The following is a 26,426-nucleotide window of genomic DNA, read 5'->3' as shown; positions in this document are numbered from 1 at the left end:
GACCTACAAATTGTTCTCCCTCTCCCTGTGGGAGAGGGCCGGGGTGAGGGCATCAGGCCGCACAAAACTAAACTCCGTACCCCATCATCTTCAACAACTGCTGCGCATGCTGCACCGCGTCCTGACGGTGCGCCACGCCCAGCTTCTGATACAGATTGCGAATGTGCGTTTTGATGGTGGTTGCCGCCACCGCCAGCTCACCGGCTATCTGCTCGTTGCTGTAGCCTGAATAGATCAGCCCCAGCACCTGCCATTCACGCTGTGTGAGCGGGCTGGTGCGGATAAGCTCCGGCACTTCCGGATGGTTCAGCAGACGTTCAACAAAGTTCTCATCGAAGTGCGCAAACTTGTGGCGATGGTGCTGGTTGATCTCGCGCAGAATGCGCTGGGCGCGATGCTGATCGAGTTCCGGCAGCGTGTTGAGCTGAATCAGCTGGCGCAACTGCTGGGCCATCACTTCACCCTCAATCACAAAGTGGCTGATAAACCCGGTGCGGTTCGCCAGCTGCAACGCTTCCAGCAGCACGCGCTGGGCATCGTTTTTACGTCCCGCCTGCCAGTAAAGCTGGTTTAACAGCAGCAGGTTGCGGTTTAAATCGCTCATCAGGCGCAGGCTACGGGCGTTTTCGTTTAACTCTTCCAGCACGATTTCGGCAGGCTCGAAGTCACCCAGCAGGATCTGCACGCGGGCAATATTGCGCCACTGGCTTTGCAGGAAGTGGTTATTGGCAAATTCTGGTTTAGGCGTGTGACGCAGCCAGTTGGCGGCTGACTTTTTATCGCCGGTCATCTGCCAGTAAATCACCCGGACCTTATCGGCGTTGGAGACCCAGTCGCTATGGTACTGCCCGTTGCCGAGCAGGTTTTCCAGACGGTTAAGGTGGTTGCGGGCATTATCCAGGTCGCCGCGTGCCAGCGAGCACTGCACCAGCAGGGCCAGGCACTGGAGTTGCTGCTGCGGCTGGAAGCTCGAAAGCACATTCAGGCCCTGGCGGGCGCAGCTTTCTGCTTCATCCAGACGCGACCATGCCCAGAGCAGCTGAGCGCGAATACGCAACAGGAACTCGTGCATCGGCAGCTGTTCCAGATGCTGTTCACGGATCAGCTGGAACGCTTTCTCCTGGTTTTCCCAGGCGGCCTGCAGGAACCCCTGAGCAAATAAAATCTCGCTTTGCTGGATCAGGCTCCAGAGGGCGTAATGCCAGACATCGTGGCGGCGGGCCATCTGTTCGGTTTGCTGCATGAGCGAAAGCGAACGCGTGAGGTCGCCCTTACAATGCAGCACTTCGCCGTGTACCGAGGTGGCCACAATACGGCTGTAGAAATTCGCCAGCGGCAGCTCATCCAGCGCGACCATCGCCAGCCGTTCGGCTTCTTCCGGGTCGCCGTCGTTAATCGCCACCTGCGCACGCAGGGCGTTAAATTCGCCGTGCAGGGTGGCATCCATCTCGCTTTCCATTTCCTGCTCGGCGCGCGCCAGCAGGGTGTTCACTTCGCTGTAGCGATGCTGGCTCTGCATCAGCCAGGCCTGGAGCAGCACCAGACGCGGATTCTCCAGCAGGCTCTCCCACGGCAGCGCTTTTAACGACTCTTCCAGCAGCGTCAGTTCGCTGTGGTTGAACAGTCCCCACGCGTGGTTGAGCAGAATATCGCGCAGCATACCGGCATCTCCGGCGGCCAGCGCATGGTGGATAGCCTCGCTCGGGAAACCTTGCGCCATCCAGCTTTCGGCGGCGGCGCGGTGAATTTCTGGCAGCTCTGCGGCCATCTCCCACTGGCAACGCTGGCGCAGGAAGCTGCCAAACAGCGGATGGTAGCTAAACCATTCGCCGGGATCGTCCATTCGCGTCAGGAACAAACCCTGACGTTCAATCTCTTCGAGCTGAAGCTGCCCGTTTTCAATACCGGTGACGCGCACAATCAGCGCATCGTTCATCGAACGTAGCAGGGAGCTTTTCAGCAGGAAATGGCGGGTAGTGAGGTCTACGCTGTTGAGTACCTCATCCACCAGATAATCCGACAGGTGGCTGGCGTTGATGCCCGCCAGGCGGCGCGCGGACTGGTGCGTTGGGCTATTGTTTTGCCGCGCGGAAAGGGCAATCAGCTGAAGCGCCGTGGCCCAGCCTGCAACGTCATCACACAGGCGGCTGCTTTCTGACGCCTCAATCGGAGAAGTCAGACGGCAGTCAAAGAACTGTTTCGCTTCCTGATGGGTAAAGGCCAGCTGCTGACTGCCAATTTCCAGTAGCTGATCGCGCACCCGCAGGTTGGCAATGCCCAGCTGCGGAAGGTTGCGCGACAGGACGACCAGCGTCAGGTTTTCCGGCTGATGGCGCAGGAAGAACCGCATCGACTCGTGAATAACCGGGTTGGTGATCAGATGATAATCATCAATCACCACATACAGCGGGCGATGCCATTCGGCCAGTTCGATAAACAGCTGGGAGAACAGAGAGGACAGGCTGGCGTACTGGCGCTTTTGCACCATCACCTCGCTGGTGACGCAGTGTCCGTTGGTTGCCTGCTGAATCGCGGCAATTAAATAGCTGGCAAAACGCTCCTGCTGGTTATCACCTTCATCCAGGGAGTACCAGCCAAGATCGCTTTTACCTGCCGCCCATTGCGAAATGAGCGTTGTTTTTCCATAACCCGCAGGACTCGTAACCAGCGCCAGTCGGAAATTATGCGCACCGGAAAGTTTAGCCAGCAGGCGCTCGCGGACCACAGTATGGTCAAGACGAACCGGGCGACTTAATTTGGACGGAATCAACATAGTTTTCACTTCACTGTGGGGAACGAGAGAATTTATTTTTTTTGCGCTTCGTAATTAATATCTATAAGTTCGGCCAATAGAGGAACTATTGCAAGTTATGTCTGGGTTTGGAGGCTCTGAATTTGCACTCTGTCACAAAACATTCTCATCATTGGTGGAACTTTTCATAAATGGCTGGATGCCGCGCTGTTACTGGCTTGTCTGCATGGCGTGCGGTTGCGCTGAAACTGGTTTCAGAAAGAGATAATGACGGTGAAGTTAATTAACTTTGGGGAAAGTTGCTCTGGCTTAATAGTGTTGCTGGAAAGCCGCTGTACGTGAGAAATATTATTCTACGTAAGTAATCATTTCAGCGATGATTAATTTCCTCCGAAACTGCATTTCATTTCTTTGACGCTCTTCCGGGATCGCTTTTTCAGCGAAGCGCACACTTACACAGTGGCCTCGATCACACTTTTATGCTCATCCCCGCTACTCCTCCCTGCCTAATCCCCGACAGGAGGAGGAAGAGGCGCAATGAGCCAGGCACACTAGCGCCAAATGTGTTTTCTCTCTACAGGATGCCGATTCCCTATGTCACAGCCTACTTTCAACAAAGCTCAATTCCAGGCTGCCCTGACGCGTCAGTGGCAGCGTTTTGGCCTTCATGCTGCAAACGAGATGACGCCTCACCAGTGGTGGCAGGCGGTGAGCGGGGCGCTCGCAGAGCAGCTGGACGCTCAGCCCGCGACGAAGCCTGTGAAAGGCCAGCGTCACGTCAACTACATTTCGATGGAGTTCCTGATTGGCCGTCTGACGGGTAACAATCTGCTGAACCTTGGCTGGTATCAGGACGTCGGCGATGTGCTGAAAGAACACGACATCAACCTGACCGATCTGCTGGAAGAAGAGATTGATCCGGCGCTGGGTAACGGCGGTCTGGGACGTCTGGCAGCCTGCTTCCTGGATTCCATGGCAACCGTGGGCCAGTCGGCCATTGGCTATGGTCTGAACTACCAGTACGGTCTGTTCCGCCAGTCGTTCGCTGACGGCCACCAGATGGAAGCGCCGGACGACTGGCATCGTAATACTTACCCGTGGTTCCGCCACAACGCACAGCTGGATGTGCAGGTCGGGATTGGCGGGAAAGTCACGAAGCAGGGGCTCTGGGAACCAGCGTTCACCATTACCGGTGAAGCCTGGGATCTGCCGGTGCTCGGCTACCGTAACGGCGTGGCGCAGCCGCTGCGTCTGTGGCAGGCGAAGCACGCGCATCCATTCAACCTGACTAAATTCAATGACGGTGATTTCCTGCGCGCCGAGCAGCAGGGTATCGACGCCGAGAAGCTGACCAAAGTGCTCTACCCGAACGACAACCATCTGGCGGGTAAAAAGCTGCGCCTGATGCAGCAATACTTCCAGTGCGCCTGCTCCGTGGCGGACATTCTGCGCCGCCACCACCTGGCGGGCCGCAAGCTGGCGCAGCTGCCGGACTTCGAAGTTATTCAGCTCAACGACACGCACCCAACCATTGCCATCCCGGAACTTCTGCGCGTGCTGATCGACGAGCATCAGCTGAGCTGGGACGACGCCTGGGCCATCACCAGCCGCACCTTCGCCTACACCAACCACACCCTGATGCCGGAAGCGCTGGAGTGCTGGGATGAGAAGCTGGTGAAAACGCTGCTGCCGCGCCATATGCAGATCATCAATAAGATTAACGACCAGTTCAAAACGCTGGTGGAGAAAACCTGGCCGGGCGATAAGGCCGTTTGGGCGAAGCTGGCCGTGGTACACAACAAACAGGTGCGCATGGCGAACATGTGCGTGGTAAGCGGCTTTGCGGTGAACGGCGTGGCCGCGCTGCACTCGGATCTGGTGGTGAAAGATCTCTTCCCGGAATACCACCAGCTGTGGCCGACCAAATTCCACAACGTGACCAACGGCATTACGCCGCGTCGCTGGATCAAACAGTGCAACCCGCTGTTGGCCGGCCTGCTGGACAAGACCCTGAAGAAAGAGTGGGCCAACGATCTGGACCAGCTCATCAACCTGGAAAAATACGCTGACGACGCGAAGTTCCGCGAGCAGTACCGCGCCATTAAGCTGGAGAACAAGGTACGTCTGGCCGAGTTCGTGAAAATGCGTACCGGAATTGAAATTAACCCAAATGCGATTTTCGATATCCAGATCAAACGCCTGCACGAGTACAAACGTCAGCACCTGAACCTGCTGCACATTCTGGCGCTGTACAAAGAGATCCGCGAGAACCCTCAGGCCGACCGCGTCCCGCGCGTGTTCCTGTTCGGTGCGAAAGCGGCGCCGGGCTACTACCTGGCGAAAAACATTATCCTTGCCATTAATAAAGTGGCGGCGGCGATCAACAACGATCCGAAAGTGGGCGACAAGCTGAAGGTGGTGTTCCTGCCGGACTACTGCGTCTCTGCGGCTGAAATGCTGATCCCGGCGGCGGATATTTCCGAGCAGATCTCTACCGCCGGTAAAGAAGCGTCCGGCACCGGCAACATGAAGCTGGCCCTGAACGGCGCGCTGACCGTCGGCACGCTGGACGGTGCGAACGTTGAAATCGCCGAGAAGGTCGGTGAAGAGAACATCTTTATCTTCGGCCATACTGTTGAAGAAGTGAAAGCCATCAAAGCCAAAGGGTATGACCCGGTGAAATGGCGTAAAAAAGACAAAGTGCTGGATGCGGTGTTGAAAGAGCTGGAAAGCGGGAAGTACAGCGACGGCGACAAGCACGCGTTTGACCAGATGCTGCACAGCATGGATAAACAGGGCGGCGACCCGTACCTGGTAATGGCGGACTTTACCGCTTACGTTGAAGCGCAGAAGCAGGTCGACGTGCTGTACCGTGACCAGGATGCCTGGACTCGCGCATGTATCCTGAACACCGCGCGCTGCGGTATGTTCAGCTCTGACCGCTCAATCCGTGATTATCAGGCTCGTATCTGGCAGGCAAAACGCTAAGGAAGCGCGATGGAGAGTAAACGTCTGGACAGTGCCGCGCAGGCGGCGGGAATTAGCCTCAGTTACATCAATGCGCACGGCAAACCGCAGTCTATTGGTGCGGACACCAAAAGACGTTTGCTGGATGCCATGCACAAAACCGACGCGAAAGCGTCGGGAGCGCCGGTGCCGAACGTGAAGGTCTTTACCGCGGGCAAGAAGATGCCGCTGGCGGTGGAAGGGCGCGGCGAGTTCAGCTGGCTGCTCACCACCGAAGAGGGGCATCAGCATAAAGGCCATGCCACCGGCGGCAAAACCCTCACCCTTCCGGCGAAGCTGCCGGAGGGCTATCACAGCCTGACGCTCACCCAGAATGACAGCCGCTTCCACTGTCGGGTGATCGTCGCGCCGAAGCGCTGCTATGAGCCGCAGGCGCTACTCGAAGGCAAAAAGCTGTGGGGCGCCTGTGTGCAGCTTTACACCTTGCGTTCAGACAACAACTGGGGCATTGGCGATTTTGGCGACCTGAAAAAGATGCTGGCATCTGTTGGTGAGCGCGGCGGGGCATTTATCGGCCTCAACCCGATCCACGCCCTCTATCCGGCGAATCCGGAAAGCGCCAGCCCGTACAGCCCGTCTTCCCGCCGCTGGCTGAACGTGATCTACATCGACGTTAACGCGTTAGACGATTTCAAAAACAGCAAAGAGGCGCAGGCGTGGTGGAAGCTGGACACCACCCAACAGATGCTGAAACAGGCCCGCGATGCGGACTGGGTCGATTATGCCTCCGTGACCGCGCTGAAAATGGCGGCGCTGCGTCTGGCCTGGAAGGGCTTTGCGAAGCGTGACGACGAGCAGATGGCAGCCTTCCGCCAGTTTGTGATGCAGGAAGGCGAGAGCCTTTACTGGCAGGCTGCGTTTGATGCGCTGCATGCGTATCAGGTCCAGGAGGATGAGATGCGCTGGGGCTGGCCGGTGTGGCCGGAAGCGTATCAGTCCGTGGATACCCCGGAAGTGAAGGCGTTCTGTGAGACGCATGCCGACGAGGTGGATTTCTATCTCTGGTTGCAGTGGCTGGCGTACAGCCAGTTTGCTGCCTGCTGGCAGGTGAGCCAGGGCTATAACATGCCGATCGGTCTGTATCGCGATCTGGCCGTCGGCGTGGCGGAAGGTGGGGCGGAGACCTGGTGTGACCGTGAACTTTACTGTCTGAAAGCCTCCGTCGGTGCGCCGCCGGATATTCTGGGCCCGCTTGGTCAGAACTGGGGCTTGCCGCCGATGGATCCACACGTGATGGCGGCGCGTGCCTACGAGCCGTTTATCGATCTGCTGCGCGCTAACATGCAGAACTGCGGCGCGTTGCGTATCGACCATGTCATGTCTGTGCTGCGTCTGTGGTGGATCCCGTACGGTGAAACGGCCGATCACGGGGCGTACGTGCAGTATCCGGTGGACGATCTGCTCTCAATCCTCGCGCTGGAGAGTAAACGTCATCAGTGCATGGTGATTGGCGAAGATCTCGGTACCGTGCCGGTTGAGATTGTCAGCAAGCTCCGCGACAGCGGGGTTTACTCCTACAAAGTGCTCTATTTTGAAAACGACCATGAGAAAACCTTCCGCGCGCCGAAAGCGTACCCTGAACAGTCAATGGCAGTCGCGACGACGCATGATCTTCCTACGCTCAGAGGCTACTGGGAAAGCGGCGACCTGACGCTCGGCAAAACGCTGGGTCTCTACCCGGATGAAGAGGTTCTGCGTGGGTTGTATCAGGATCGCGAGCTGGCGAAACAGGGGCTGCTGGATGCGCTGCATAAGCATGGCTGTCTGCCGAAGCGCGCCGGGCATAAGGCGGCGCTGATGTCGATGACGCCAACGCTTAACCGTGGCTTACAGCGCTATATTGCCGACAGCAACAGCGCGTTGCTCGGTCTGCAACCGGAAGACTGGATTGATATGGCGGAGCCGGTAAACATACCCGGTACCAGCTATCAGTACAAAAACTGGCGTCGCAAGCTGTCCACTACGCTTGAAGCGATGTTCGCCGATGACGGGGTGAACAGGCTGATTAAGGATTTGGATAAACGGCGAAAAGCAGCCGCGAAGAAATGATAAAAAACCCGCCAGTGGCGGGTTTTTTATTGCCCGGTGGCGCTAACGCTTACCGGGCCTACAGGTATCGAGTAGGCCGGGTAAGGCGTAGCCGCCACCCGACTTAGGGCATCAGACCACCATATTCAACAGCAGCACCCCGACCAGACCGCACACCGAAATAATGGTTTCCAGCGCGGACCAGGACTTGATGGTTTCACCGATGGTCAGGTTGAAGTACTCCTTGAACAGCCAGAAGCCCGGATCGTTCACGTGGGAGAAAATCACGCTACCGGAACCGACCGCGATAACCATCAGCTCAGGGCTGACGCCCGTCGTGGCAATCAGCGGTGCAACGATGCCGCCCGCGGTGATCGCCGCAACGGTCGCAGAACCCAGCGCAATACGCAGAACGGCGGCGATAGACCACGCCATCAGCAGCGGGGAGACGTTGGTTTCGTGCATCATGGCAGCAATGTATTTATCCACGCCGCTGTCGACCAGCACCTGCTTAAACGCGCCGCCACCGCCGATGATCAGCAGCATCATGGCAATGATTTTGATGGAAGAGGTCAGCGTGTCGTTGATCTGATCCATGGAACGACCACGGTTAAGACCGAAGGTGAACATGGCGATCAGGACCGCAATCAGCGTTGCCATCACCGGGTCGCCCAGGAACTCCGCAACGGACAGGAACGCGTGACCTTTCGGCAGAACCATCTCTGCTACGGCACGCATTGCCATCAGGATCACCGGCACCAGAGAGGTCCAGACGCTGACGCCAAAGCCAGGCATCTCTGCATCTGTGAAGGTTTTGGCGCTGTACAGGCCTTCCGGGATGGGCTTATCAATGCCTTTCAGGAAGCGTGCATAAACAGGACCGGCCAGGATAACCGTTGGGATCGCCAGAATCGTACCGAACAGCAGGGTTTTACCCATGTCGGCATGGAAGATGGTGGCGATAGCCGTTGGACCCGGATGCGGCGGCAGGAAGCCGTGGGTGACGGACAGCGCCGCAGCCATCGGTACGCCTACGAACAGCAGCGGGATGTTGGCGGCAGCGGCGATGGTGAACACCAGCGGCAGCATCAGGACGAAGCCCACTTCATAGAACAGTGCGAAACCGACGGTAAAACCGGTTAACACCACCGCCCACTGGATGTGCTGCTTGCCAAATTTATCGATAAGGGTAGTGGCAATACGCTGCGCGCCACCGCAGTCCGCGAGCATTTTACCGAGCATGGCGCCGAAGCCCATGATCAGCGCCAGGCTGCCGAGCGTACCGCCGACACCGGCTTTAATGGAGCTGATAACTTTAACCAGCGGCATTCCCTGCATCAGACCGACTGCAAGTGCCACCAGAACCAGAGCGATAAATCCGTTCATTTTGAAGCGGATCATCAAGAGCAGTAATAACACAACACCGATAGCGACGATGACTAATGGCATGATTGACCTGGCCTTTGAATTGTTATGGGTAACGTCATTGTTTCAACGACAAATTCCGGTTGTCCCAACTGGGAACAGAGTAGTAACGGCACTCATACTGATGCCTGCGAAAACGATAAGTTTAGTCGGCTGTTATAAGGGTGTTGAGTGCCCATGGGAATGATACGGGTAACATGATGTGATTGAGAATCACCCAGGGAGGCAAAATTTGAATTATGAGACGCAGGTCAACATATAGAGGGGGAGGCAAGAAAAAGCAGGCCCGGTAAGCGCAGCGCCACCGGGCAATACAGACGGGCACTGAATTAGTAGTAAGAGTGCTCGCCGCGCTGGTGTTCGGTCAGATCGCGCACGCCTTTCAGTTCCGGGAATTCGTTCAGCAGCTGCTTCTCGATCCCTTCTTTCAGGGTTACATCGACCATGGAGCAGCCGTTACAGCCGCCGCCGAATTGCAGGATCGCCAGACCATCTTCGGTGATTTCCATCAGGGAAACACGTCCACCGTGGCCGGCCAGCTGCGGGTTGATCTGCGATTGCAGCAGATATTCCACACGCTCCATCAGCGGGGCATCGTCAGAGACTTTACGCATCTTCGCGTTTGGCGCCTTCAGCGTCAGCTGAGAACCCAGCTGGTCGGTGACGAAATCAATCTCCGCATCTTCAAGATACGGCGCGCTCAGCTCATCAACGTATGCGGTGAGCTGTTCAAATTTAAGGGCAGTGTCAGTTGCTTCCACAGCATCCGGAGGACAATAAGAGACACCACATTCTGCATTCGGAGTGCCTGGATTGATCACAAACACGCGGATCTGCGTCCCTTCTTCCTGATTTGCCAGCAGTTTGGCAAAGTGCGCTTGTGCAGAATCGGAAATACGGATCATAGCTTTGGCCTAATAGTTGACTAAATTACCTGGGTATAATCATACGCCCATTGAAGAAGGGCTACAAGGTACGGCACAGACACCATACCTGAACTGACGCGGCGCCGCTTTGCAAAAGCAGTCGGGAAAGTTCAGCCACGGTACTGCCCGTGGTGACGACATCATCCACAATCGCGATATGGAGACCGTTGACCGGCAATTCAAGGCGAAAGGCGTTTTTCAGGTTTCTTTGGCGCGACCGTGCGTTGAGCCGGTGCTGAACGGCAGTGGCATGAATACGTTTCAGCGCAGAGGCGGGGTACCGGCAACCCAGCCAGCGGGCGAGCGGACGGCACAGCAGGTCGCTCTGATTGTATCCCCGCCGCCAGTGCCGACGCTGAAAGAGTGGCACGTTCACGAGCGTGTCGACCGACGGTAGCCCGCGCGTTCTTCGCGCCTGCAATACCGCCAGTAATAACAGGCGTGCCAGTGGCTGCGCCAGCGCGAACTGGCTGGAAAACTTAAACTGATGAACCAGACGACTCAGCGGCAAAACGTAATCATCCACCGCCACCAGCGCGCTCCACGGCGGCGCTTTTTTCAGGCATCGACCACAGGGGAGCGTCTGGCTTACGGCAGGCAAGCCGCATTGCGGACAGCCCTTCAGGTAACCCAGCGCTCCCGTGCAAACGGAACAGACGCCCCACGCGCTCAGCGCAAGTGGCATTCGGCATAGCCAGCACAAGCCGGGCACTGTTAGCATACGCAACCTCCATGTGAAAAAAGAGAACGTTAACTGATGAAGACGCTGTGGTGGCAGACCGTTGGGACGGGAAATTGTCATCTTGTGCTGCTGCACGGATGGGGACTGAACGCCGAAGTGTGGCGTTGCATAAGTGAGGAACTGGCCTCGCAATTTACGGTACACCTGGTGGATCTGCCGGGGTATGGCCGTAGCCACGGCTACGGCGCGATGACGCTCGAGGACATGGCGGAGCAGGTTCTGGAAGCGGCGCCGCAAAAAGCCGTCTGGCTCGGCTGGAGCCTGGGCGGGCTGGTGGCAAGCCAGATTGCGCTGCGCCATCCTGAGCGGGTCCAGGCGCTGATCACCGTTGCCTCATCACCCTGTTTCAGCGCCCGCGAGGCGTGGCCGGGCATCAAACCTGAGGTGCTGGCCGGGTTCCAGCACCAGTTGAGCAAAGATTTCCAGCGGACGGTGGAGCGTTTCCTGGCGTTGCAGACGATGGGAACAGAAACCGCCCGTCAGGACGCGCGGATGCTGAAGCAGACGGTGCTTTCCCTGCCGATGCCGGAGGTTGAGGTGCTGAACGGTGGACTGGAGATCCTGAAAACGGCCGATCTGCGTGAGCCGCTGGCGTCACTGACGGTGCCGCATCTGCGTATTTATGGCTATCTGGATGGGCTGGTCCCGCGCAAGGTTGTTCCGCTGCTGGATGCGCTGTGGCCGGAGAGTGAATCAATGGTGGTTGCCAAAGCGGCACATGCGCCGTTCATCTCTCATCCTGCTGAGTTTTGTTCGGCGCTGACCGGTTTTATCAGCGAAGCGTCCACCACTCCCTGAGGCAGGCTTTACCTTCCGGACAACTTTTACAACTGCCGGACAGACAACTGTCCGGCTCTTCCTGAATTCGCACGGCTTTCCCCATCGCCTCCAGCCTTTCCAGCATGGCATCGATCATCGGCTGCGGCGTATGCAGGCTGAGGCTGAGCTGCTTCGCCTCCATTCGTCCCTGTAACGCCAGTAAGTCACGGACCTGAATCAACGATGCCATCTTTTTTTCCCTCAGTGACAGTCGCCCGCAGGGCTACTACAGCAGGTCGTTGGGGTTTTGCGCGTTGCCAGCAGGTTAACGTCAACGCGGCTACGTGCCCGGCGCAGCAGGCCAATCACCATCACGTTAAACAGGATCACCGCGAGGATACAGACCAGGCTGTAGCGCGGATGCTGGCTGTAATTGACGGTTTGATAAAACACGGTCGCCAGCGAGTAGGCAATGTTCAGCCCCCACAGAATGGAGAAGCCCATCCAGCCGCGGCTGGACTCACGGGCAATGGCGCCCATGACCGAGATGCACGGAATATAGAGCAGGACGAAGATCAGGTAGCTGTAGGCCGCCGACGCGCTGCCAAATTTCTGGCCCATCACGCCCATTGCTCCGGTCGCCATTACGCCGTCGCCTTTGCTGGCTTCAATCGGGTTCGCCAGCACGCTCAGGCTGAAGGTGTCTTTCAGGCTCTGCCAGGTCTCTTCTACTGCACCCAGAAGTTCGTCACCGAGGCTGAACTCTGCCGGGTTGAACTCCTCTTCCTGGATGTTTTCCGCGGTGTAGAGCGTGTTCAGGGTGCCGACAACCACTTCTTTTGCCATCGCGCCGGTGAACAGGCCCACGGTTGCCTGCCAGTTGTCTTCCTGTACGCCAATCGGTTTGAAGACCGGCGTAATGATCCGGCTGACGGAGGCAAGGGCAGAGTCATTAATGTTGTCCGCGGCCTGGCCGCTCAGGGTGAAGCTGTTCAGGGCGCTCAGGAAAATGCTGACCACTACAATCACCTTACCGGCGCGCAGAACAAAGCCCTTCAGGCGCTGCCAGGTTTGAATAATCAGGCTTTTCAGATGCGGAACGTGATAAACCGGCAGTTCCATCACGAACGGCGACGCTTCGCCACGCATGATGGTGTGCTTCAGCATCAGGCCGGTGAGAATAGCCATCACGATACCCAGCACATACAGGGAGAAGACGGCAAGCGCCCCTTCCTGACCAAAGAACGCCGCGGCAAAGACCGCGAAGATCGCCAGACGTGCGCCGCAGGACATGAACGGCGCCATCATGATGGTCATCAGGCGTTCGCGCGGTGCGTCCAGCGTACGCGCGCCCATGACTGACGGCACGTTACAGCCAAAACCGACAATCAGCGGCACGAAGGATTTCCCCGGCAGCCCCAGCGCCTGCATCAGGCGGTCCATCACGAAGGCGGCGCGTGCCATGTAACCGGAATCTTCAAGGAAGGAGAGGAACAGGTACATCATGCCGATCTGCGGCACCAGCGGCAGGACGGTGTTGATCCCGCCGCCGATCCCCTGCGCAAGGAAGATGGTCAACCATTCCGGGAAGTGGAGGGTGTAGCCCAGCCACTGAATACCGTGCACGAAGATAGCGACTGAGCCGCCATCAAAGATGGGTTGTAATGCACCGCCGATGTTTATAGCGAGCAGGAACATTACGTACATCACCAGTAAAAAGATTGGCAAACCGAGGAAGCGGTTGAGCACAATCTTATCCACGGCGGCGGTGAAGCGGCTGGGTTCAGCGGTTAATGCATTGCTGACCACGTCACAGATAGCGGCGATGGCCTGATAGCGCGCATCCGCAATGTGCAGGGCCGGGTCATCCAGCTCGTCGCTCAGGCGAGCCTGTGCAACGCTCAGTTTATCCGCCGCATCGCCTGCGTAGGCGCGGCTGTAGATATCGCCTTCCAGCATTTGCAGGCCAAGCCACAGGCGCTGTCTGGCGGGCATGGCGTTGTCCATCTCCTGCGCCAGCTGCCCGGCCTCGCGCAGCAGCGGCTGGGCGTAGTGCACCAGTTCGACGTCGGCATTGCCCGTGTGGCGGTCAATTGCCAGCTTCAGGGCGTCAATGCCGCGCGCGCGGGTAGAAACCAGCGGAACCACCGGGCAGCCCAGACGGGCGGAGAGGGCGTCGACGTCGATGCGCAGCTTTTGCTTCTCGGCGATGTCGAGCATGTTAAGCGCCACGATGCAGGGGATCCCCAGCTCCAGCAGCTGTAGCGTGAGGTACAGATTTCGTTCGAGATTGGAGGCATCCACCACATTGATGAGCAGATCCGCGTCGCCGCTCAGAATATAGTGGCAGGCAATTTGCTCATCGAGAGAGGTCTGAGATGAAATTGTGGTGAGTGAATAGGTCCCCGGTAAATCAACCAGCGTGACCTGATTATCTGTCGTTGTGAACTGGCCTTCTTTGCGTTCAACCGTTACGCCTGCCCAATTTCCCACACGCTGGCGTGCGCCGGTTAACTGATTAAATAAGGTTGTCTTGCCGGAATTAGGATTGCCAATTAAGCCAATAGTTAATTTTTTCATTGTTTTAGACTCACTGAAACCGCTGGCTTGTTAACGGGATAAAGATTCAACTTCAATTAATGCGAGGTCTTTTTTACGCAGAACCAGATTAACGCGTCGGGTTTCGATATGAACAGGATCGCCCAACGGCGCCACGCGCACCACCTGGAATGATGAGCCGGGTAGCATGCCCAGTGACAGTAGCTTCTGCCGATAGGCCGGGCTTATCTCACGGGTAAAACCGATAATTTTCCACGCACTTTCTGGAGTGAATTGCATAGCGCCTGATTCCACGAGAGGTTAAATAATCAACACTGCGATGATAATGAGAATAGTTTTTATCAGCAATAATAAAAATGTGACGGGATGTTGTTAATCGTATTAATTTGCGGTCTGCTTGACCTTGCTCAATATTTGCGGGAATACCCGGGAAGGAATAAAAAGCGTATTTGTTAATGGAGTGATAAATAGCGGTTTAAATATGGATATGCAATCGGTTTCATATTTTACGATATAATTTTTCCCCTCACCCCGGCCCTCTCCCCAAAGGGGCGAGGGTTAGGGTGAGAGGCATTTACAGGATTAGCGTTTCTTACCCATCGCCGCTGCCAGAGCATCCATCATCGCGCTGTTGCCTGCTGGCTGTGCGTCACGTCCGCGTGGCTTCGCGGCTTTCGCTGCCGGACGCTGCTGTTCACGGCCACCGCCATTACCGCCACGGCGCGCGTTAGTGTCGCCCGGCTGCTCGTCCAGACGCATGGTCAGGGCGATACGCTTGCGCTGAAGATCCACTTCCAGCACTTTCACCTTCACGATGTCGCCCGCTTTGACCACGGTGTGCGGATCTTCAACGAACTTGTCGGCGAGGGAAGAGATATGCACCAGACCGTCCTGATGCACGCCGATATCCACAAACGCGCCAAAGTTGGTGACGTTGGTTACCGCCCCTTCCAGCACCATGCCCGGCAGCAGGTCGTTCATGGTTTCCACGCCGTCAGCAAAGGTCGCGGTTTTAAACTCAGGACGCGGATCGCGGCCCGGTTTTTCCAGCTCTTTGATGATGTCAGTGACCGTCGGCACGCCGAACTGTTCGTCGGTAAAATCCACCGCTTTCAGGTTACGCAGCGCGCTGCTGTCGCCCATCAGGTCTTTCAGCGCCTGCTGGGTGGCGGCCAGGATACGCTCGACAACCGGATAGGCTTCCGGGTGAACGGTAGAGGCATCCAGCGGGTTATCGCCGTGGTTGATGCGCAGGAAGCCCGCGCACTGCTCAAAAGCTTTCGGCCCCAGACGGCTCACCTTCAGCAGCTGCTGGCGGTTCTGGAACTGACCGTTCTCATCACGCCAGGCGACGATATTCTGCGCCATCATACGGGTCAGGCCTGCTACGCGGGTCAGCAGCGGAACGGAAGCGGTGTTCAGGTCCACGCCGACGGCGTTAACGCAGTCTTCCACCACCGCATCCAGCTTGCGCGCCAGCTGCGTCTGGCTCACGTCGTGCTGATACTGGCCCACGCCGATGGATTTCGGGTCAATTTTCACCAGCTCCGCCAGCGGATCCTGCAAACGACGGGCGATAGAGACCGCACCGCGCAGGGAAACGTCCAGTTCCGGGAACTCCTGCGCTGCCAGCTCAGAGGCGGAATAGACAGATGCCCCCGCTTCGCTGACGATCACTTTCTGCGCCGTCACTTTCGGGAACTGCTTCTGCACGTCGAGATAGAAACGTTCGGTTTCGCGGGACGCCGTACCGTTACCGATGGCAACCAGCTCAACGTTGTACTTCTCGCACAGCGCGGCGACCACGACAGCCGCTTTCGCTGCCTGACCGGTATGCGGGTAAATGGTGTCGGTGGCAACCAGCTTGCCGGTGCCGTCAACCACGGCCACCTTCACGCCGGTGCGCAGACCCGGATCGAGACCCATGGTGGCGCGCAGGCCAGCCGGCGCAGCCATCAGCAGGTCGTGCAGGTTACGGGCGAAGACGTTGATCGCTTCGTCTTCGGCGCGCTCGCGCACGGTGCCCATCAGCTCGGTTTCGAGGTGCATGAGCACCTTGATGCGCCAGGTCCAGCTCACCACGCCTTTGCGCCAGCTGTCCGCCGGGGCGTTGTTCAGGCGCAGGCCCAGATGGTCGATTATGATCTGCTCACAGTGGCTCTCTTTAGGCGGCTCGTCAAACTGCGGATCGGCATTCAGGGAGAGTTGCAGCACGCCTTCGTTACGACCGCGGAACATCGCCAGCGCGCGGTGAGACGGCGCGGTAGAAATGGGTTCGTGGTGATCGAAGTAGTCGCGGAATTTCGCGCCTTCGTCCTCTTTGCCGGACACCACGGTGGAGACGATATGGGCGTTCTTCCACAGGTAATCACGCACTTTGGCCAGCAGCGCCGCGTCTTCGGCGAAGCGCTCCATCAGAATGTAGCGAGCGCCGTCCAGCGCGGCTTTGGTGTCCGCTACGCCTTTTTCGGCGTCGATAAATCTGGCGGCTTCGGTTTCCGGATCGTGAGACGGCTCGTTCCACAGCAGGTCGGCCAGCGGCTCAAGGCCGGCTTCGATCGCAATCTGCCCGCGCGTGCGGCGCTTCGGTTTGTACGGCAGATAGAGATCTTCAAGTTCGGTTTTGCTCAGGGTACCGTTAATGGCTTTTTCCAGGTCACTGGTCAGCTTGCCCTGCTCGCCGATAGATTTGAGGATCGCCTGACGTCGGTCTTCCAGCTCGCGCAGATAGCCCAGACGGGTCTCAAGGTTACGCAGCTGCGTGTCATCCAGACCGCCGGTGACTTCCTTACGATAACGTGCAATAAACGGCACGGTGTTCCCTTCATCAAGCAGACGAACGGCAGCTTCTACCTGTTCGGCTCTGGCCTGAATATCACCCGCAATAATGCGGCAGAGCGACTCTTTCATCATGGTCAGTTCATCTTGTGGATCGAAAATCAGGGGGATAGTTATACGGGCTGACACCAAAAAATGCCAGCCGGGGAGGGCGCTCTCGGACTATTTAACATACTCGATTTCGTTGACGTACCAGCTTGCTTCACCCGCGGGCGTCTGGACAACGGCTAAATCGCCCACCTCTTTTTTCAGCAGGGCGCGGGCCATGGGTGAATCGATAGAAATGTAATCCTTACGACCGAAAATTTCATCATAGCCAACGATACGAAAACGCAGGGTGTCGCCGTTGTCGTTTTCAATTTCGACCCACGCGCCGAAAAACACTTTACCTTCCTGCTGCGGGGAGTAATCGACAATTTTGAGATTCTCGAGGCATTTCGTCAGGTAGCGTACCCGGCGATCGATTTCGCGCAGTCGCTTTTTATTGTACTGATAGTCCGCATTCTCGCTGCGGTCGCCCAGACTTGCGGCCCAGGTGACTTTTTTGGTCACTTCCGGACGCTCTTCGCGCCACAGGTAATCCATCTCTTTTTTGAGTTTCTCGTACCCTTCGCGGGTGATCAGAGGCGTTTTCATGGTGCTGCCTTTAATGCCGGTTAACTGTCTTTGCGCACAATACGTAGCGCACAGTGTAACAGACAAGATTAATAATGATTTATGTGATGAAATGAACAGATAAGCTGCTGTTAAATATGCTTTGTAACAATTTCGTCTAGAATTTATACCAGAATTTGCTGGTCGAACCCGTGCACTTTTTTAGAATACGCTGTTCCAGGCTTATCCGAACCTTTGGGAGTACACACAATGCAAGAGAACTACAAAATTCTGGTCGTAGATGACGACATGCGCCTGCGTGCGCTGCTGGAACGTTATCTGACCGAGCAGGGCTTCCAGGTTCGTAGCGTCGCGAACGCGGAACAGATGGATCGTCTGCTGACGCGTGAATCCTTCCACCTGATGGTGTTGGACCTGATGCTGCCTGGCGAAGATGGGCTCTCTATTTGCCGTCGTCTGCGTAGCCAGAGCAACCCGATGCCAATCATCATGGTGACGGCGAAGGGTGAAGAAGTTGACCGTATCGTCGGCCTTGAGATTGGCGCTGATGACTACATTCCTAAGCCGTTCAACCCGCGTGAACTGCTGGCGCGTATTCGCGCCGTGCTGCGTCGTCAGGCGAACGAGCTGCCGGGCGCGCCGTCTCAGGAAGAGGCCGTCATTGCATTCGGTAAGTTCAAGCTGAACCTCGGCACCCGTGAAATGTTCCGTGAAGATGAGCCAATGCCGCTCACCAGCGGCGAGTTTGCGGTACTGAAAGCGCTGGTCAGCCACCCGCGTGAACCGCTTTCACGTGACAAGCTGATGAACCTGGCGCGCGGCCGTGAATACTCCGCAATGGAACGTTCTATCGACGTGCAGATCTCTCGTCTGCGCCGCATGGTGGAAGAAGATCCGGCGCATCCTCGTTATATTCAGACCGTGTGGGGTCTGGGCTACGTGTTTGTCCCGGACGGCTCTAAAGCATGAGGCGAATGCGCTTCTCGCCGCGAAGTTCGTTTGCCCGCACGCTGTTATTGATCGTCACCCTGCTGTTTGTCAGCCTGGTGACGACCTACCTGGTGGTGCTGAACTTTGCGATCCTGCCGAGCCTTCAGCAGTTTAATAAGGTGCTGGCATACGAAGTGCGTATGCTGATGACCGACAAACTGCAACTGGAGGACGGCACGCAGTTGGTTGTCCCCCCGGCGTTCCGTCGGGAAATCTACCGTGAGTTGGGCATTTCTCTCTACTCGAACGAAGCGGCGGAAGATGCCGGCCTGCGCTGGGCGCAGCACTATGAATTCCTTAGCCAGCAGATGGCGCAGCAGCTTGGCGGCCCGACGGAAGTGCGCGTTGAGGTCAATAAAAGCTCGCCGGTTGTCTGGCTGAAAACCTGGCTGTCACCCAACATCTGGGTGCGTGTTCCGCTCACCGAGATTCATCAGGGCGACTTCTCACCGCTGTTCCGATACACCCTGGCGATCATGCTGCTGGCCATCGGTGGCGCATGGCTGTTTATTCGTATCCAGAACCGACCGCTGGTCGACCTGGAGCATGCGGCATTGCAGGTTGGTAAAGGTATTATCCCACCGCCGCTGCGCGAGTATGGCGCATCGGAAGTGCGCTCGGTAACGCGTGCTTTTAACCACATGGCGGCAGGCGTTAAACAGCTGGCTGACGACCGTACGCTGCTGATGGCGGGGGTTAGCCATGACCTTCGCACCCCGCTGACACGTATCCGGCTGGCAACAGAGATGATGGGCGAGCAGGATGGTTATCTTGCAGAGTCCATCAACAAGGATATCGAAGAGTGTAACGCCATCATCGAGCAGTTTATCGACTACCTGCGCACCGGGCAGGAGATGCCGATGGAGATGGCGGATCTGAACGCGGTTCTGGGCGAAGTTGTTGCCGCCGAAAGCGGCTACGAACGTGAAATTGCGACCGACCTTCAGGCGGGCGAGATTCAGGTACGTATGCACCCACTCTCCATCAAACGCGCGGTAGCGAATATGGTGGTCAACGCGGCGCGCTACGGCAACGGTTGGATCAAAGTCAGCAGCGGTACGGAACTCAACCGCGCCTGGTTCCAGGTGGAAGACGATGGCCCGGGCATCAAGCCTGAGCAGCGTAAGCACCTGTTCCAGCCGTTTGTGCGCGGCGACAGCGCGCGCAGCACCAGCGGAACCGGCTTAGGCCTGGCGATTGTGCAGCGTATTGTTGATAACCATAACGGACTGCTGGAAATTGGCACCAGCGAACGGGGTGGTTTGAGCATTCGCGCATGGTTACCGGTGCCGGTTTTACGGGGGCAGGTGAAAGAGAGTTAAAAAAGGGTGGGGCCTGATGCCCTCACCCCGGCCCTCTCCCACGGGGCTGAGGGTTCCCCACAAATTAATGCGAGCACTGAGCAATCCCCTCGCTCCTCCGGGGAGAGGGTTAGGGTGAGGGGAATATACGGCGGTGGTGGTCATTCCGTTCACTTTATGTTCCTTGCTACTCTGTAACGACATGACCGGTGAACGTGCCAGGGTGGCTCAGTCGCCACCACCCTGGCGACCCGGGCTCCCGGCGGTAAATCGCCGCTTCGCGGTGCCCTCGGCTTATTCCTTCCGGCTTATCGGGTACGGGCGGAGGCAACGTCCCTGTAAAGCCGCCCTCTCGGCGCATCCCTGCGCCTCGCCCCGGCCGGAAGGCAAACGCCTCAGCGATTTACAGCCGGACCAGGGCATCGCTGACAGCCCTCAGTCATTTAGAAAGCAACTTTATTGCTTCTGCATAAAAAAATTACTGGGGATCCCTCAGCCCACGGGGAGAGGGAGAAAACATTAAAAAAGGCAACTTTCGTTGCCTTTTTGCTTTTACCTTGGTCCCGCACTCACCAGCGCAGCACCCGCCGGGGTGTCGGTATACTTCTCGAAGTTTTCGATAAACAGTTTCGCCAGCGATTCTGCCTTCTCGCGCCACTGTTCCGGTGAACCGTAGGTGTTGCGCGGGTCAAGGATACGCGTATCCACGCCCGGCAGCTCGGTTGGGATCGCCAGATCGAACATCGGCAGCGTAAAGGTCTCGGCGTTATCCAACGAACCATCCAGAATCGCGTCGATGATGGCGCGTGTATCTTTGATGGAGATACGTTTGCCCGTCCCGTTCCAGCCGGTGTTCACCAGGTATGCCTGTGCGCCGGATGCCTGCATGCGTTTCACCAGCACTTCCGCATACTGCGTTGGGTGTAGCGACAGGAACGCCGCGCCGAAGCATGCGGAGAAGGTTGGGGTTGGCTCGGTCACACCGCGCTCGGTACCCGCCAGCTTAGCGGTAAAGCCAGAGAGGAAGTGGTACTGCGTCTGGCTGGCGGTCAGGCGGGAAACCGGTGGCAACACGCCGAACGCGTCTGCGGTCAGGAAAATCACCTTCGTGGCGTGGCCCGCCTTCGACACCGGCTTCACGATGTTGTCGATGTGGTAAATCGGGTAAGAGACGCGGGTGTTTTCGGTTTTGGACGCATCGTCGAAGTCGACAGAGCCATCGGCACGCACGGTGACGTTTTCCAGCAGCGCATCGCGGCGAATCGCGTGGTAGATATCCGGCTCTGCCTCTTCAGACAGGCGAATGGTTTTCGCGTAGCAGCCGCCTTCAAAGTTAAACACACCGTCGTCGTCCCAGCCGTGCTCGTCGTCGCCAATCAGACGACGTTTTGGATCGGTGGACAGAGTCGTTTTACCGGTGCCGGAAAGGCCGAAGAACACCGCCACGTCACCTTTTTCACCGACGTTCGCCGAGCAGTGCATGGAGGCGATACCGCGCAGCGGCAGCAGGTAGTTCATGACCGAGAACATCCCTTTCTTCATTTCGCCGCCGTACCAGGTACCGCCGATCAGCTGGATACGCTCGGTCAGGTTGAAGGCGATGAAGTTTTCGGAGTTCAGACCCTGTTCTTTCCACTGCGGGTTGGTGCATTTCGCGCCGTTCATCACGATAAAGTCAGGGGTGAAGTTTTGCAGTTCTTCATCGGTCGGACGAATGAACATGTTCTTCACGAAATGCGCCTGCCAGGCCACTTCAGTGATAAACCGAACGGAGAGACGGGTGTCGGCGTTAGCGCCGCAGAAAGCATCGACGATGAACAGACGCTTGCCGGAAAGCTGATGGGTGACGAGCCCTTTCAGATGCTGCCAGGTTTCAGGAGAGAGCGGTTTGTTATCGTTCTTCCCTTTGCCTTTATCGGCCCACCACAGCGTATCGCGGGTGGTATCATCTCGGACGATGTATTTATCTTTCGGCGAACGGCCGGTAAAAATACCGGTATCGACGGCGATAGCACCAAGATTCGTCAACACACCTCGATCGTATCCTTCCAGTGCCGGATTGAGCTCTTCCTGATACAGCGTATCGTAATCGGGGTTGTAGACCACTTCCTGGACGTCGTGAATACCATAAGCCTTGAGATCTTGCGGGGTTAAACCATTAACACGCATATCACTGCTCCTTAGCCAATATGTACTGCCTGAAATTGTAGGGTTTTTCTGGGGATGTTAACCGCGACGGGGCTCATAGATTTACGTATCTGGTCAAAACCCTTACTAACGGAAAACGCTGCGACTCCAGTCACAGGGCGGGCAGATTATCGCAGGAATCGCTTTTTGGTTGGGGAAAATGTTCTTAAAAGGTTAATCTCTGGTGAATTTATCCAGAAGAATGTGAATGTAATCGCATACATGAAAGAAAATTACGTAAGAGTTACATTGGGAAAACGATTCAGGTCTCTTGGGTCAGCTATTTTCAGAGTTTGAGGTGGGGGCCAGAGTTTTGCCTTGATGAGACAATAGATTTTTCATGAACAAGGGATGAGAAATGGAAAACCGTGAGACGTTATCTCCTTCAACGCGCGTAGCCGTCGTGCTGGCGGGGGCTCTACAGGGCGTAATTTGCTATGTAATTACGTGGTATATCGAGTACGCAAAATTGCCATCGGATACGCTGTGGCTGATGTGTGTAGTACCTGCCACCGTGATAATGACAACCACGTTGTCTCTTGCCATGACGTCATTCAGAAAGCCATTTTTGTGGCTGTCACTCGGGATGATCGGCGCGGCAGTCGCGGGTATGGGCGGCTGGCTTAAGTGGAGCGTTGCAGGACTCGAAAGCTGGAATCTCAGAGATGAGATGCTCGTTTTCGGTTTTCATCTGCTGCTGATGACGCTGTTCGTGTTGCCATGGCTTCAGCGGCGTCTGGATCCCGTCCCGACTACCTCGTTCTACAGCGACTTTTATCAACGAAACTGGCATAACGCGCTGACGCTGCTCATTATTTTTGTTTCGAATGGTCTCTTCTGGCTGGTGCTTTTCCTCTGGGCCGAGCTTTTCGAACTTATCGGCATCGGCTTTTTTGATCGGCTTTTCTTTCATTCTGACGGATTTATTTCAGTGGCGATTGGCGTGGTTTCAGCCAGTGCGGCCGTGCTCACGCGCATGCAGGTAAGGTTAATCCTTGCCCTGCAAAATCTGCTGACCCTCATAGCCACCGGTCTGCTTCCCCTGATGGCGGCGCTGGCGCTGCTCTTTATTGGCGCGTTGCCTTTTGTCGGCTTTGAATCCATTTCAGCCAGAATATCCGCCGCGGGCTTGCTGACCACCTTAGCGCTGCTGCTGTTATTCCTGGTGACGATAGTGTGGCATCCACAGCGTCAAACGCTGCCTTACTATGCCCCGCTGCGAGGGATGATTCGCCTTGCTGTGGCTATCGTACCCGCGTACCCGGTTCTGGCGGGGTGGGCGCTGTGGCTACGCATTTCGCAATACGGCTGGTCACCCGAGCGTCTGTACGGGGTATTGATAACCATCGTGGCGCTGGTCTGGGCGGTCGGTTTTTGCGCCAGCGTTCTGATTCAGCGCCGTGAACCGCAGAAGATCCATGCGTACGTCATCCCGACGACCGGGCTGCTTTCCCTCATCTTCCTGGCGTTGATCCATACCCCCGTGCTGGATCCGTGGCGAATAAGCGTTGCAAGCCATATGGCCCGCTATCAGGACGGCAGAATAACGGCGGATCAAGTCAGCCTGTATATGCTCAGTAACGCTGGACGAAAGGGGCGGGAGGCGATGCTCACGCTGCAAAACGATCCGCAGTTTATCTCTAACCCAAAACGCCAGCGTGAAATAAATGGTCTTCTCTCCAGGAACGCTGGCGGAGCAGGTAAGATGACCGCCGCGATGCTGGAAAAACAGGTCCAGCTCGCACCGGGAATGGCTCGTCCTGATAAGACATTGTGGCAAGCCATGCTCAGCAATCAGTATCGCTTTGAGAGCTGCGATAGCGCCCAGAGTAACTGTTTACTCATGCCGCTGGATCTTAACGGCGACGGCAAGCCTGAGGCCGTGCTATTTCAATTTACCGATCGCACGATTGTGGCTTACACACAAACCAACACGGGCTGGAGGATCGCCGGGGACGCGTGGAAAATGCCGGAGGCATTGACCAGAGAAGAACTTGATCGCGCATTAAGGCAGAGGAAAGTGAAATCTGTCGTGAAGCCCTGGGCGGATATTGATATTTTTGGGGAGCGTGTCGATATGAGCTACGACAGTTACAATAATGCGCAGCGGCGTTAGTGCTCTTTCTTGCCGGGTGGCGCTACGCTTACCCGGCCTACAATTAGCAATCATATCAAAAAATTGCACAATTCATTGTAGGCCCGTGAGAGCATAGCGCCGCCGGGCAACAGGCTCAGAGCTTAGTGAACCTGCGGATCCGCCGGAGAGGCGTTATTGCGGATCTCCGCGATATCCATCGAATTGAACACGTAGTGCGTACCGCAGTAGTCACAGTGCATATCGATTTCACCGTCTTCCGCCATGATGCTGTCGATCTCTTCATCCGGCAGCGTTTTCAGGGCGCCAGCACAACGCTCGCGGGAGCAGGTGCACTTAAATTCCACCGCCTGCGGATCGTAAACCGTCACTTCTTCTTCGTGGTAGAGACGCCACAGCACGTCGGTCGCCGACAGGGTGAACAGCTCTTCCGCTTTGATGGTTTCCGTCAGCGTTGCCAGATGTTCGAAATCATTGGTCTGCGCATCCTGCGCAGGCAGAACCTGAAGCAGCATACCACCGGCAGCAGGCTGGCCATCCACTTCACCGGTGCGGATGAACAGACGGGTTGGCAGCTGTTCGGAACGCATGAAGTAATCTTCCAGGCAGGCGGCAAGCGTATCGCCTTCGAGACCGACAACGCCCTGATAGCGCTCACCTTCTTCAGGCGAGATCGTGATAACCAGGTAGCCGTTACCGACCAGCGTTTTCAGATCCGCATTTTCAGGGATATCGCCCTGAACGCGCGCCACGCCGCGCATCTGCTGCTGGTTATTGCCGTTGATCACCGCCAGCGACATTGGGCCATCGCCCTGCAACTGGACGGTAATATCGCCAGCAAACTTCAGCGTGGCGGTCAGCAGGCTGGTGGCAACCAGCAGTTCGCCCAACAGGGTTTTTACCGGCAGCGGGTAGTTGTGGTTTTCCAGAATCTGTTTCCAGGTTTCGGATACGGTGACCAGCTCGCCGCGCACGGCGAATTGTTCAAACAGATAGCGGTGTAATTGGTCGTGTTGGGCCATTTTCATCTCTCATGCAGGTGAGGGTTACTCGCTCTCACCGTGTTTAAATTTCATCAGATCGCGGCGCTCTTTTTTATCCGGTCGCCGGTCCGGGTGAGGCATCGTCAGCGCGTTCATTTTGCGCGCCAGCGCGGTTTTCTCGCGCTTCTCTATGCTTTCGGCCGTCTCTTCATACAGCAAAACGGCTTCGGTTGCGGGCCGCCGCTGTTCGGTAATGGCTTTCACCACCACCGTTTTCTCATCGTTGCCCTGGCGAAGCGTTAACGTGGCATTCAGTTCAACCAGCTTGCTCGGTTTGCTGCGCTGACCGTTGTAATGCACCTTTCCGCCGTCAACCATTTCACGGGCAAGGGCGCGCGTTTTGTAAAAACGGGCGGCCCACAGCCATTTATCCAGTCTTACCCCATCAGAGGGTTTTTCTTTCATGGCGTCTCCTTCACGGTGAGTGAGGGGATCATCCGGCGATAGTCGTTCAGCCCCGGATGTCGCAGATAGCTTTTTTCAGCCAGGCCGGAATCAGGATTGGTCACGCCCAGACAATAGCGAATGCCAAATGCGGCCGCAGAATCCAGAATCGGCTCGCTGTCGTCAATGAACAGCGTGCGTTCCGGCTGTAAACCGGTCTCTTCCACCACGGCATGCCACAACCGCTGATCCTCTTTCGGATAACCAAATGTGTGGGTGGAAAGCAATAAATCAAGGTGCGAAGCAAGACCGGTATGTTCCAGCTTCACGGCCAGGTTATGGGGATGCGCATTTGTCAGCAAAATACGGCGCTTACCGCAGGCTTTCAGCGCGTCCAGGAACGGGACCGTATCTTCGCGCAGAACGGCGCGTGCGCCCTGGGCGGTGGTCATGGCGCAAATATCCAGACCGAGTCGCTCGCTCCAGTAGTCAAGACAGTACCAGTTTAGCGTATGCTGCACCGCGCTATATTGCGAACGAATGAATTCCTGCGCTTCCGCCGGGGAGATCCCCTGCTGTTCACCGTACGTTTCCGGAACCAGCTTTTGCCAGAAATAGTTATCAAAGGCGAGATCAAGCAGCGTGCCGTCCATATCAAGCAGGACGGTATCGACCGCCTGCCAGTCGATATTAAGATGCATAAGGGGGAACTCCAGCCAGAAGAAACGTGCGCGACAGGGTAGCACAACTTGTCG

Annotated in this window: 19 protein-coding genes; 6 read left to right on the top strand and 13 right to left on the bottom strand. The window is 56.7% G+C overall.

The genetic code is table 11. From position 1 onward, the window contains the following. Positions 1–67 precede the first annotated feature (67 nt). Complete coding sequence (malT, locus tag L2Y28_RS20845) at positions 68–2,773, bottom strand: HTH-type transcriptional regulator MalT (protein ID WP_022649640.1); 2,706 nt, start codon at positions 2,771–2,773, stop codon at positions 68–70. A gap of 573 nt (positions 2,774–3,346) precedes the next feature. On the opposite strand from malT, the gene malP reads away from it, so the two are divergent. Both malP and malQ read left to right on the top strand, forming a co-directional pair. Next, positions 3,347–5,740: a maltodextrin phosphorylase gene (malP, locus tag L2Y28_RS20840; RefSeq protein WP_022649639.1), complete on the top strand. Its 2,394-nt coding sequence runs from the start codon at positions 3,347–3,349 to the stop codon at positions 5,738–5,740. Between the two features lie 9 nt (positions 5,741–5,749). Next, on the top strand, positions 5,750–7,828 hold the full coding sequence (malQ, locus tag L2Y28_RS20835) for a 4-alpha-glucanotransferase (RefSeq protein WP_022649638.1): 2,079 nt from the start codon (positions 5,750–5,752) through the stop codon (positions 7,826–7,828). A gap of 111 nt (positions 7,829–7,939) precedes the next feature. On the opposite strand, the gene gntT is transcribed toward malQ, so the two are convergent. The 3 genes from gntT to gntX form a co-directional block, all read right to left on the bottom strand. Further along, positions 7,940–9,256, bottom strand: a complete 1,317-nt coding sequence (gene gntT, locus L2Y28_RS20830) for a gluconate transporter (RefSeq protein WP_022649637.1) — start codon at positions 9,254–9,256, stop codon at positions 7,940–7,942. Positions 9,257–9,561: 305 nt separating this feature from the next. Continuing rightward, the gene (nfuA, locus tag L2Y28_RS20825; protein ID WP_003861601.1) at positions 9,562–10,137 is read right to left on the bottom strand and encodes a Fe-S biogenesis protein NfuA; all 576 of its coding nucleotides are present in this window, start codon (positions 10,135–10,137) and stop codon (positions 9,562–9,564) included. A 61-nt stretch (positions 10,138–10,198) separates the two neighbouring features. Continuing rightward, positions 10,199–10,879: a DNA utilization protein GntX gene (gene gntX / locus L2Y28_RS20820; protein ID WP_022649636.1), complete on the bottom strand. Its 681-nt coding sequence runs from the start codon at positions 10,877–10,879 to the stop codon at positions 10,199–10,201. A gap of 36 nt (positions 10,880–10,915) precedes the next feature. On the opposite strand from gntX, the gene bioH reads away from it, so the two are divergent. Further along, positions 10,916–11,698 (top strand): pimeloyl-ACP methyl ester esterase BioH, encoded by a 783-nt coding sequence (gene bioH, locus L2Y28_RS20815; RefSeq protein ID WP_022649635.1) that lies wholly within the window; start codon positions 10,916–10,918, stop codon positions 11,696–11,698. Here the strand turns inward: bioH and feoC are convergent. From feoC to greB, 5 genes are all read right to left on the bottom strand, one after another. Continuing rightward, positions 11,673–11,909 (bottom strand): [Fe-S]-dependent transcriptional repressor FeoC, encoded by a 237-nt coding sequence (gene feoC, locus L2Y28_RS20810; RefSeq protein WP_015571443.1) that lies wholly within the window; start codon positions 11,907–11,909, stop codon positions 11,673–11,675. The genes bioH and feoC overlap by 26 nt on opposite strands. Positions 11,910–11,920: 11 nt before the next feature. Further along, the gene (gene feoB / locus L2Y28_RS20805) at positions 11,921–14,239 is read right to left on the bottom strand and encodes a Fe(2+) transporter permease subunit FeoB (protein WP_022649634.1); all 2,319 of its coding nucleotides are present in this window, start codon (positions 14,237–14,239) and stop codon (positions 11,921–11,923) included. A gap of 30 nt (positions 14,240–14,269) precedes the next feature. Then, on the bottom strand, positions 14,270–14,497 hold the full coding sequence (gene feoA / locus L2Y28_RS20800; protein WP_022649633.1) for a ferrous iron transporter A: 228 nt from the start codon (positions 14,495–14,497) through the stop codon (positions 14,270–14,272). A 303-nt stretch (positions 14,498–14,800) separates the two neighbouring features. Then, positions 14,801–17,131, bottom strand: a complete 2,331-nt coding sequence (locus L2Y28_RS20795) for a Tex family protein (RefSeq protein ID WP_022649632.1) — start codon at positions 17,129–17,131, stop codon at positions 14,801–14,803. Between the two features lie 87 nt (positions 17,132–17,218). After that, positions 17,219–17,692 carry a transcription elongation factor GreB gene (gene greB, locus L2Y28_RS20790; RefSeq protein WP_022649631.1) on the bottom strand — a complete coding sequence of 158 codons (474 nt, stop codon included), beginning with the start codon at positions 17,690–17,692 and terminating at the stop codon, positions 17,219–17,221. Positions 17,693–17,920: 228 nt separating this feature from the next. Between greB and ompR the strand changes: the two genes are divergently transcribed. Both ompR and envZ read left to right on the top strand, forming a co-directional pair. Further along, positions 17,921–18,640: a two-component system response regulator OmpR gene (gene ompR, locus L2Y28_RS20785; protein ID WP_001157751.1), complete on the top strand. Its 720-nt coding sequence runs from the start codon at positions 17,921–17,923 to the stop codon at positions 18,638–18,640. After that, positions 18,637–19,983: a two-component system sensor histidine kinase EnvZ gene (gene envZ, locus L2Y28_RS20780; protein WP_003861615.1), complete on the top strand. Its 1,347-nt coding sequence runs from the start codon at positions 18,637–18,639 to the stop codon at positions 19,981–19,983. Before ompR ends, envZ begins: the two co-directional genes overlap by 4 nt. 531 nt (positions 19,984–20,514) lie before the next feature. Here envZ and pckA read toward each other — a convergent pair. Continuing rightward, positions 20,515–22,131: a phosphoenolpyruvate carboxykinase (ATP) gene (pckA, locus tag L2Y28_RS20775; RefSeq protein WP_058655713.1), complete on the bottom strand. Its 1,617-nt coding sequence runs from the start codon at positions 22,129–22,131 to the stop codon at positions 20,515–20,517. A gap of 376 nt (positions 22,132–22,507) precedes the next feature. Here pckA and L2Y28_RS20770 point away from each other — a divergent pair, with 376 nt between their 5' ends. Continuing rightward, positions 22,508–24,265, top strand: a complete 1,758-nt coding sequence (locus L2Y28_RS20770; protein ID WP_022649629.1) for a DUF4153 domain-containing protein — start codon at positions 22,508–22,510, stop codon at positions 24,263–24,265. Between the two features lie 122 nt (positions 24,266–24,387). Here the strand turns inward: L2Y28_RS20770 and hslO are convergent, their stop codons facing one another. From hslO to yrfG, 3 genes are read right to left on the bottom strand one after another with little or no spacing between them, the layout of a single operon-like run. Then, the gene (gene hslO / locus L2Y28_RS20765) at positions 24,388–25,272 is read right to left on the bottom strand and encodes an Hsp33 family molecular chaperone HslO (RefSeq protein WP_006812239.1); all 885 of its coding nucleotides are present in this window, start codon (positions 25,270–25,272) and stop codon (positions 24,388–24,390) included. 18 nt (positions 25,273–25,290) lie between these two features. Beyond that, positions 25,291–25,692, bottom strand: a complete 402-nt coding sequence (gene hslR / locus L2Y28_RS20760) for a ribosome-associated heat shock protein Hsp15 (protein WP_003861618.1) — start codon at positions 25,690–25,692, stop codon at positions 25,291–25,293. Further along, positions 25,689–26,372 carry a GMP/IMP nucleotidase gene (gene yrfG, locus L2Y28_RS20755; protein WP_003861619.1) on the bottom strand — a complete coding sequence of 228 codons (684 nt, stop codon included), beginning with the start codon at positions 26,370–26,372 and terminating at the stop codon, positions 25,689–25,691. Before yrfG ends, hslR begins: the two co-directional genes overlap by 4 nt. Positions 26,373–26,426: the final 54 nt, after the last annotated feature.

This window comes from Enterobacter sp. JH25 (assembly GCF_021725435.1).
GTDB classification, from domain to species: domain Bacteria; phylum Pseudomonadota; class Gammaproteobacteria; order Enterobacterales; family Enterobacteriaceae; genus Enterobacter; species Enterobacter intestinihominis.
Note: the sequence above shows the minus strand (reverse complement) of the source record. Positions and strands in the feature narration are given on the sequence as shown.